Below are 7,436 nucleotides of genomic sequence, written 5' to 3' on the forward strand. Positions count from 1 at the left end.
CGGCTCGCGCAGCTCCGTGGCCTGCGCGACCTGGGCGGGGAACTGGGCGAGGGCCGCCAGCAGCGCCTCGTCGGCCTCAGTATCGAGGGCGGCGGGGTCGAAGCCAGCGTCGCGGGTGACGCCGTGCGTGGCCGCATTGCGCGCGACGTTGCAGGTTCGCACGTGCGCATACTGCACGTAGTAGACCGGGTTGTCGTTGGAGTGCTGCGAGAGCAGGTTCAGGTCGATGTCGACCTGGGTGTCCATGGACACGCGCACGAGCGCGTAGCGGGCAGCGTCCACGCCCACGGCGTCGACCAGGTCGTCGAGGGTGACGATCGTGCCGGCGCGCTTGGACATGCGCACGGGCTCGCCGTCCTTCACGAGGTTGACGAGCTGGCCGATGAGGATCTGCAGGTTCTCGCCCGGCTTGTCGCCGAAGGCGGCGCACATGGCCATCATGCGGCCGATGTAGCCGTGGTGATCGGCGCCCAGCAGGTAGATGGCCGCGTCCGCGCCGCGCTCACGCTTGTTCAGATAGTAGGCGACGTCGCCCGCGAAGTAGGCGGCCTGACCGTCCGACTTGATGAGGACACGGTCCTTGTCGTCGCCGTAGGTGGTCGTGCGCAGCCACACCGCGCCGCCCTCGTCGAAGATCTCGCCGCGCTCACGCAAGCGTTCGATCGCGTCGGCGACCGCGCCGGAGGTGTGCAGGGAGTCCTCGTGGAAGAAGACGTCGAAGTCGGCGCGGAAGGAGTGCAGGCGCTCCTTGATTTCCGCGAACATCAGCTCGACACCGCGGGCGCGGAAGACCTCGATGGCCTCGGCCTCGGGCAGCGTGATCGGGTCGGGCTCGCCGGCGGCGCGCGCGTCGGCGCGGACCTGGTCGGCGATGTCAGCGATGTACTGGCCGCCGTAGCCGTCCTCGGGAACCTCACGGCCCATGGCACGGGCGTAGAGGGAGTGGGAGAAGCGGTCGATCTGCGAGCCGTGGTCGTTGAAGTAGTACTCGCGGGTCACGGCGGCGCCGGATGCGGCCATGAGGCGCGCCAGGGAGTCACCGACAGCGGCCCAGCGGGCGCCGCCCAGGTGGACGGGGCCGGTGGGGTTGGCGGAGACGTATTCGAGGTTGATGGAGCGACCCGCGAGCGTCTCGTTGCGGCCATACTCGGCACCGGCCTCGACGATCGTGCGGGCCAGCTCGCCGGCCGCGCCCGCGCCCAGGCGGATGTTGATGAAGCCGGGTCCCGCGACCTCGACAGAGTCGATGCCGTCGGCGGCGGATAGGTCGTCGGCGAGGATCTGCGCGAACTCGCGCGGGGCCATGCCGGCCTTCTTGCCGAGCTGCATGGCGACGTTGGTGGCCCAGTCGCCGTGCTCGCGCACGCGGGGGCGCTCGACCGTCACGGGATCGGGCACCTGGGCGGGGTCGATAGAGATGCGCCCGGCGGCGGCAGCGTCCAGCAGCGTCGAGCGGATAAGGGAGGCAAGTTCTTCAGGAGTCACCCCATTAGCCTACGGGGTTTTGGCTCGCCACCGCGAACGTTTAGGCGGCCCGGGCGTGAAAACCTGGCCACACGAGGCTTCGGCGGGCGCCTTTCGTCCCGCCGTGAGGGACGCGAGGCGAGTAATATTTCGGGTAGCCGAATATTTCTCTACCTGTAGTGAGGATCCCCGTGAGCGCCACGGACAGCGAGCATCGCCACAAGCTCATCCCCCTCCTCGGCCCCGCTTTCGTCGCGGCCGTCGCCTATGTCGACCCCGGCAACGTCGCAGCCAACATCACGGCCGGCGCGCGCTACGGCTACCTGCTCGTGTGGGTCCTCCTCGCCTCCAACATTTTCGCGATGGTCATCCAGTACCTCTCCGCGAAGCTCGGCCTCGTCACCGGCAAGTCCCTGCCCGCCCTGCTCGGCGACCGCATGTCTAAGCCCGCCCGCATCGCCTTTTGGATCCAAGCAGAGATCGTTGCGGCCGCGACCGACCTGGCCGAGGTCATCGGCGGCGCACTCGCCCTTCACCTCCTGTTCGGGGTCCCACTCCTGTGGGGCGGCGTCATCATCGGCGCCGTGTCCATGGCGCTTCTCGTCGTCCAAGGCGAAGGCAAACAGCGCCAGTTCGAGACGATCATCGTCGGCCTACTCATCATCATCACGCTGGGCTTCCTGGCGGGTCTCTTCGTCGCGCCTCCCAGCCCGTCGGGGATCCTCAGCGGCCTCCTCCCCCGCTTCCAGGGCACGGACTCGGTGCTGGTCGCGGCATCCATGCTGGGCGCAACCGTCATGCCGCACGCGGTCTATCTGCACTCCTCGCTGGTCAACGACCACGAGGCCGACGAGCTCGGCCCCTCCACCGCGGACTCGCGCCACTCCTCGGGGCACCTCTCGCGCCTGCTGCGCGCCACGCGCATCGACATCTACTGGGCGCTGAGCATCGCGGGCCTGGTCAACATCGGTCTGCTGCTGCTGGCGGCCGCGGCTCTGGCCGGTCAGAGCGGCACCGACACGATCGAGGGGGCGCACGCGGCGATCTCCTCGGCGCTCGGTCCCCTCGTCGGCACGGTCTTCGCGGTGGGTTTGCTCGCCTCGGGCCTGGCCTCGACGTCGGTGGGCGCCTACGCGGGCTCCGAGATCATGAATGGCCTTCTCCACGTTCGCGTGCCGATCCTGGTGCGCCGCCTCGTCTCCCTCATTCCGGCCCTGATCATCCTGGGCGCGGGCGCGGAGCCGACGTGGGCGCTGGTTGTCTCCCAGGTGGCGCTCTCCTTCGGAATCCCCTTCGCGATCATCCCGCTCATGCGCCTGACCGCCAAGCGCGAGGTCATGGGTGAGTACGCGAACACCCGCACGCTGCGCGCCGTCGGCTTCGCCATTGCGGCCGTCATCGTCGCACTCAACCTGTTCCTCGTGTATCTGACGCTCACCGGCCAGGGCTAAGGGGACGAGGCCCGGGCCGAGTTCGCGGGTCGGGCCCGCGCAAGGCAGTGACTGCATCACGGCCTACCCCACGCGTCTCCCAAAAGTCGCATGCAATTCGATGCTTGAACAATCAACAAACCTCAAGAAACCGCAGAATTCCAACAAGGTGATTTCAAAATCTGAAATAAGCTCAGGGGAATTGCATGCGACATTTGTGGGGAACCACGTTGTCGACGGCACAGAAACGCAGAGAACGAGGCCCGGGGCCGAAGGCAGCCAGAGAACGAGGCCGGGGCTGATCACAGCCAGAGAACGAGGCCGGTGCCAAGCCCGGAAGCATACGACCCGAAAGCATACGAGGCGGGGCCGACCGGCCCCGCCTCGCGAGTGCGTCGTTCAGGAGCGCACAGAACGCTCGTAAGCGGCCATCAGGTCGATGCGGCGCTGGTGGCGCTCATCCCCGGTGAAGGGGGTCTCGAGGAAGGCGTCGATGAGAGCGATAGCCTCGTCCTCACTGTGCTGACGGGCGCCGACAGCCATCATGTTCGCGTCATTGTGCTCGCGGGCCAGGCGCGCGGTCGCGTCCGACCACACGAGGGCGGCGCGCACACCTTGCACGCAATTCGCAGCCATCTGTTCACCGTTACCCGATCCGCCAATAACGACGCCGAGGCTACCGGGTTCATCCACAACGGCCTGCGCTGCCTCAATGCAGAACGGCGGGTAGTCGTCGAGGGCGTCGTACACGTGTGCGCCGTGATCAACGACGTCATAGCCTTTCTCACGCAGATCAGCGACGATCTTTTCCTTGAGCTCAAAACCGGCGTGATCAGTGGCAATATGGACGCGCATGGAATCCTCCTGAGGGGTTCTCGAACAAGCAACGCCCACTAGTATGGCACACCTCACCGTTACGCGCGGGCGTTTGAAGCCTGCTAAACTGGCGGAGCTGCCCCGATAGCTCAGCGGATAGAGCGCTTGCCTCCGGTGCAAGAGGTCGCAGGTTCGAGTCCTGTTCGGGGCGCCACGCGTACCCGCGCCCCGCCACACGCCCGCGCAGACGCGGCATCACGGCCGCCGCCATTGTCGCGCCCACCGCGAGCCCGCACACGCGCACCTGCCCGCCCCGGCCTCGACGATGAGGCCACCCCCACCTCGGACAATGCCCGCACGCCCGCGCACACGACATAAAATTAAGGGCGTCTCTATCGCCTACCAAGGAATGGCCAATGACCTACCCGTGGTGGAGTCTGCTCCCCTTCGTCGCGATGCTCGCATGTATCGCCCTTCTGCCTATCATCCCGAAAACCTCGCACTGGTGGGAAAAGGAATGCTCCCAGCTCTCCGTCGCGCTCGCTCTCGGCGTGCCGACGACGGTCTGGATGTTCATGAGGGCGGGCACCGGCCCGCTCATCGCCACGGGCGTGGAGTACGTGCAGTTCATTGCGCTGCTCTTCGCGCTCTTCGTGGTCTCCGGCGGCATTCACCTGGCCGGCGACATCAAGGCGACCCCGCGCAACAACACGATCTTCCTGGCGATCGGCGGCCTGCTGGCCTCGTTTATCGGCACGACGGGCGCGGCCATGCTGCTCATCCGCCCGCTCCTGGAGACGAACAAGGAACGTAAGCACCGCGTGCACACGGTCCTGTTCACGATCTTCATTGTGGCCAACTGTGGCGGCATACTGACTCCGCTCGGCGACCCGCCGCTCTTCCTCGGCTACCTGCACGGCGTGCCCTTCACGTGGACGTTTGCGCTGTGGAAGGAGTGGCTGTTCGTCCTGGTGCTGCTGCTCCTGTCGTATTACTCGATTGACCGCGTGCGCTACGCGTCCGAGGACACGGCCTCCATCGAGGCCGACGACCGCGAGGTCAAGCCCCTGCGCCTGCACGGAAAGATCAACCTGGCGTTCTTCGCGATCATCATCCTGTCTGTCGCTTTCGCTCCGTCCTGGGATGGCGAGGCACTGGCCGAGGGCCACGTGCACTCCTGGACCGGCTTCGTGCCGTGGCGCGAGATCATCATGTTCACGGTCGCGGGCCTGTCCTACAAGCTCTCGGACAAGAAGGTGCGCTTCGAGGAGAACGCGTTCACGTGGGCTCCGATCATGGAGGTCGCGACCCTGTTCATCGGCATTTTCTCGACGATGGCGCCGGCGCTGCGCTACCTGGAGCAGATCGCCCCGTCTCTGCCGCTGACCCGCATGACGTACTTCGTGTTCACGGGCGGCCTGTCCTCGATCCTGGACAACGCTCCGACGTACATGACGTTCTTCGAGATGGCGAAGGCTTCCGGCGGCGAGGGCACGCTGATCGCGGGCGTGCCCGAGTACTATCTGATTCCGATTTCGCTGGGCGCCGTGTTCTGTGGCGCGATCACGTACATCGGCAACGGCCCGAACTTCATGGTCAAGTCTGTCGCCGAGTCCGACGGCGTGCCCATGCCGTCGTTTGGCCGCTACATCGGCTACGCGTTCACGCTCCTGGTGCCGGTCCTGGCCGCCATGGCGATGATCTTCGTGGGCGAGTCCTGGCTGGTTCGAGGCCTGGGCATCGCCCTGGCAGCCGGCCTGGTGTTCCTCTCGCTGGTGCGTATTCGTCGCGCGGGCCTGGACGAGGCCGTGGCCGACTTCAGCGGCAACGAGTGAGCGGGCGGTCCTGACGGATGCGTTGAGGGGGGCGGAGCCGGCCGGCTCCGCCCCCTCGTTTTGTCATACGGAAACAACACCCAAGGGCGGCACTACTTGGCAAGCAGCTCCATCAAGAACCCCCACAGCGCCGTGCGCGGCGGGGCGTCCAGGGTGGGTGCGTTCCGCTCCCGCATGAGGGCGAGTGCGCGAGGATCGATGGGTGCGTGTATTTGCGCATGCATGTGGTCGGTGACGAAGCACTCGACGTGCCCGGCGTCCTTCCACCGGTCCCGAGTCCGTTCTTCCCGTACACACAGCACGACGCACCACCGCTTGTGCCAGCAGTCCTGAGAGAAGTGCGATTCGCTGGGCCCCTGAGCGGCCACATCAATCAGGGCTGACTGCGCCCTCTCAAGGTCCACGTCACGCACTGCCTGCACGAAGTTGACCGAGATCGACGGCGGGCCGTCATGGATGGTTGGCCCGGGCGCCAGGAGGCTCTCCTCGGCGAGGATATGTGGGACGTCGCAGAAATCAACCTGGGTGAAGTGAACGCCGTCATCCTCGGCGCGCATGACGACCGAGCGCGGCTGCGAGGGCCAGATCCGCACATTGCGCACGCCGATGCTCGGCCTCGGCGAGACGACGCGAATGGCGAGACGCGAGTCGACCGTGCGCGCGGGACCCAGGATCGCCTCGACGTCACCCACGAGGCCATTGGAGTCGCCGAGGCCAGCGCTAATAAGTCCACTGACCGGTATCACGCTCGGTAGAGCGTTGTACCCTTCCCTTATACCAATGAGGTCAATCAGCGCATTCGCCTGTTCGACGGAGACGACGAGCTCCTCTGGCGACGAGGCCGTGGTTCCTTCGGCGGTCACGATTCCACCTCCAGGGTGCGTGCCATTGTCATGAAATCCTCGATGATTGACGGGCAGGCGAGGCTCGGACACGAGCATGTCGCAGCCCACAGGAATCGGCGGGGCTCCTCGTCCCCTTCGTTTCTATGCCAGGTGAGACACACGAGCTGCGAGACGGTCATCGAGGTGTCGTTGAGGGTGTACACCGCCGTAATGAAGCGCGTGCGCGACGTGGGATACGGCGCGGCAGTGTCGTCAATGAGGCGGCATCCAGGATGCGGCTCAGCCAGGCGACGAGCGCTGTCGTCGAGGATCTCCTTCTCCACTTTGCCGCTGAAGACCTCAGTTTCAGTAATGACGATGTTCGGCACGTACCCCTCCGTCGCCTCCCCAACGACAATGAAGCGAATACTCTCATCCTGGCCGAGATCCCCGAGCTCGCCGCGTTCTTCCTCCGACAGTTGCCTCCAACCAGGAGCCACACGCATCGTCACGCCTTTGCCCACAAGACTCCTGTCCCCGCCGGGCCCCTGGTTCCCAGGAGACTTCTTACCGCTTTTCCCTTCTTCTAATAGACCATTGCGCTTGGCATATTGCCATTCAGGGTAGAGACAATCGGGGAATTTGAAAGGAAAACAACCAACGACGCACAGTATCAGGAGCGGAAATACTGGAACAGACGCGCATGTGAACAACCACTTCGGAGGATCAAACTGACCAAACCATGCGACCACCGGCACAAGGATCAGCAACGTGGAATATGAGGGCAGCATGACGGAGTAGAAATTCTTGGGGTGCCAGTGGAAACTCAAATGATTGGACGCAGCCGTGTCCTCGCTGGCATGAAACATCTTGTAATACCAGCAGGCCATCCCTGCTACTCCGAGGAAGAGCAACCAACCGTTCGAGTGTGACGTAGGCTCCGAATTCACCAGTTCCTCCCCGGTCTCCATGCGATCAAAGCGGACAGTTTTTCTCCCGGCGCCGCAGTAAGCAGCAACAGGTCAGAATATTGCACGGCCAACAATAAACTCAATGCACGAGAAACA

Annotated in this window: 6 protein-coding genes and 1 tRNA gene; 3 read left to right on the plus strand and 4 right to left on the minus strand. The window is 65.0% G+C overall.

Annotation, left to right across the window (positions count from 1 at the left end):
- The coding region (gene argS, locus HMPREF1138_RS08640) for an arginine--tRNA ligase (protein ID WP_009058794.1) at positions 1–1,485 on the minus strand (1,485 nt) is incomplete at its 3' end.
- A gap of 170 nt (positions 1,486–1,655) precedes the next feature.
- On the opposite strand from argS, the gene HMPREF1138_RS08645 reads away from it, so the two are divergent.
- Positions 1,656–2,915, plus strand: a complete 1,260-nt coding sequence (locus HMPREF1138_RS08645; protein WP_009058796.1) for an Nramp family divalent metal transporter — start codon at positions 1,656–1,658, stop codon at positions 2,913–2,915.
- 378 nt (positions 2,916–3,293) lie between these two features.
- Here HMPREF1138_RS08645 and HMPREF1138_RS08650 read toward each other — a convergent pair whose 3' ends face one another.
- Positions 3,294–3,749, minus strand: coding sequence for a ribose-5-phosphate isomerase (locus tag HMPREF1138_RS08650; protein WP_009058799.1), 456 nt, complete (start codon positions 3,747–3,749; stop codon positions 3,294–3,296).
- Between the two features lie 99 nt (positions 3,750–3,848).
- Between HMPREF1138_RS08650 and HMPREF1138_RS08655 the strand changes: the two genes are divergently transcribed.
- A tRNA-Arg gene (locus HMPREF1138_RS08655) sits at positions 3,849–3,924 on the plus strand.
- Between the two features lie 202 nt (positions 3,925–4,126).
- The gene (locus HMPREF1138_RS08660) at positions 4,127–5,545 is read left to right on the plus strand and encodes a sodium:proton antiporter (protein ID WP_009058793.1); all 1,419 of its coding nucleotides are present in this window, start codon (positions 4,127–4,129) and stop codon (positions 5,543–5,545) included.
- A 92-nt stretch (positions 5,546–5,637) separates the two neighbouring features.
- On the opposite strand, the gene HMPREF1138_RS08665 is transcribed toward HMPREF1138_RS08660, so the two are convergent.
- Together HMPREF1138_RS08665 and HMPREF1138_RS11145 are read right to left on the minus strand one after the other, a co-directional pair.
- Complete coding sequence (locus tag HMPREF1138_RS08665; protein ID WP_009058791.1) at positions 5,638–6,408, minus strand: hypothetical protein; 771 nt, start codon at positions 6,406–6,408, stop codon at positions 5,638–5,640.
- Complete coding sequence (locus HMPREF1138_RS11145; RefSeq protein WP_162129456.1) at positions 6,405–7,259, minus strand: hypothetical protein; 855 nt, start codon at positions 7,257–7,259, stop codon at positions 6,405–6,407. The genes HMPREF1138_RS08665 and HMPREF1138_RS11145 overlap by 4 nt, the downstream gene beginning before the upstream one ends.
- Between the last annotated feature and the right edge of the window lie 177 nt (positions 7,260–7,436).

Origin of the sequence: Actinomyces sp. ICM58 (assembly GCF_000283035.1) — a bacterium.
Taxonomy (GTDB): Bacteria; Actinomycetota; Actinomycetes; order Actinomycetales; family Actinomycetaceae; genus Pauljensenia.

Coding starts and splice junctions, on each gene's coding strand:
- HMPREF1138_RS08650 (WP_009058799.1), bottom strand. CDS start 3,749: ATGCGCGTCCATATTGCCACTGATCACGCCGGTTTTGAGCTCAAGGAA.
- HMPREF1138_RS11145 (WP_162129456.1), bottom strand. CDS start 7,259: ATGGCCTGCTGGTATTACAAGATGTTTCATGCCAGCGAGGACACGGCT.
- HMPREF1138_RS08660 (WP_009058793.1), top strand. CDS start 4,127: ATGACCTACCCGTGGTGGAGTCTGCTCCCCTTCGTCGCGATGCTCGCA.